This is a genomic window from Methanocalculus chunghsingensis (assembly GCF_018132105.1).
Lineage (GTDB): Archaea > Halobacteriota > Methanomicrobia > Methanomicrobiales > Methanocorpusculaceae > Methanocalculus > Methanocalculus chunghsingensis.
Window position 1 is genome coordinate 1 of record NZ_JWHL01000035.1, and the last position, 1741, is coordinate 1741.

Genomic DNA, 1741 nt, shown 5'->3' on the forward strand with positions numbered 1-1741 from the left:
GAAACATACGGGTACCGGGAAGTATTCATTGCCCAGGAAACCAATGAGGGGCAACGAGCCGAGTTTGATTTTGGCACCACCTGGCTCACCTTTGAGACCGGTTCTGGAAAGGTCCCTATGGCATCCTTTGTGCTCAATAACTCGCTGTATCGTTTTTCCCTCCTCACCCATCGTGAAACCCTGATGAATATTATTGAGGCTCACATTGCCTTTTTCAATGAGATCGGCGGCGTACCTGAGACCATCTTCTTTGACAATCCAAAAACGATCATGATCCATCCACGAATAGAGGAATGGAACCCAAAATTCCTTGCGTTTGCCGCGCACTATGGATTCACCCCGCATGCCTGTACCATCCGGTCCCCCAATGAGAAAGGAACCACTGAGGAATCTGTCAGATACGTTCGCCAGTCTGCCTTTGCAGAACAATCGGTGTTTCCTTCCGTGCATGAAGCAAACCAGTTCCTCGGAGAGAAAGTTGCCGAGATCAATGGATATCAGGTCTACCAGCGGACACTGACCCCCCGGGATGGTCTTGCTGAGGAGAGAAAACACTTCAGGCCTCTTCCAACACTGGGATATGCAAACTACATCATCAAACAGGCACGTATCTCGAAATATTCGATTGCAATCTTTGAAACGAACAAATACTCTGTTCCCGAAAAGTATCCGGGAAAAACCGTTACGTTGAAGATCTTCATCGATCGGATCGAGATGATCGATTCCGACCAGATTGTGGCAACACATCCGCGGTTGTATGGCAGAGATAAATATTCTCTGGATGTTTGCCACTATCTTCAGACATTCGAGTACAAACCCGGTTCCCTTGCCAATTCACGGGTCTTCAAACAACTGCATGCAACCATCCAGCGGCTGTACCATGATCACTATGCCGATAAACCACGGGATTTCCTGCCTCTTCTCAGCCTTCTCAAAGAGTATCAGGTAGAATCTCTTGTCCGGGCAATCGATCTTCTTGAAGCCCATGAGATGATCCCGACCCATGATACCGTCCGCTGTATCCTCACCCAACAGCCGTTCCAGCTCAAAGGACCTGCTGCATGTCCAGGCATGGATATCACCGTTGAGCCGCCGGATCTCACAGTATTTGATCGCACGATAGGAGGGATGAAAGGATGACACCGGATGCAGTTACTGATCTCTGCCGTACCCTCAGGATATCCGGGGTTGCTTCCTGCTTCGAGGATCTTCCCTTGACTCAGGAGACTGAAGAGATCCGATCGTTTCTCCTCCATGCGCTGAAGACAGAGCTCGAACTGAGAGCTGGGAGACGGCGCCTCAAATCTGTCACGAACGCAGGTTTTCCAACCATGAAACGGTTTGATGATCTGGATGCAACACTGCTTCCCGATGATGGAAGACGGTATCTTCCAACTCTGAGTTCTCTTTCATTTCTTGAGGAGCATCGCAATATCCTGATGATCGGCAATTCAGGTACTGGAAAGACTCACCTTGCGATTGCTACGGGGATATGTGCATGTGAGCAGGATTATCGGGTGCTGTTCAAGAGTACGGCAGGTCTTGTTCACGAGATGATCGAAGCAAAACAGGAAAAACGGTTAACGGGGCTTCAGAGGATGCTGAAACGAGTTGATCTGCTGATACTCGATGAGATGGGATATGTGACGTTTGATCCCCAGGGTGCTGAACTGCTGTTCCAGATGCTGGCTTCACGCCACGAAGCTTCCAGTACCATTGTTACATCGAACCTGATGTTCTC

General features: G+C 49.3%; 2 protein-coding genes. Both read left to right on the plus strand.

Going from position 1 to position 1741, the window contains the following annotated elements:
- A partial coding sequence (gene istA / locus RJ53_RS11455; RefSeq protein WP_211531767.1) for an IS21 family transposase occupies positions 1 to 1140 on the plus strand: 1140 nt, incomplete at its 5' end.
- Positions 1137 to 1741, plus strand: a 605-nt coding sequence (locus tag RJ53_RS11460; protein WP_211531768.1) for an ATP-binding protein, incomplete at its 3' end; no start/stop codon positions are given. The genes istA and RJ53_RS11460, both read left to right, overlap by 4 nt.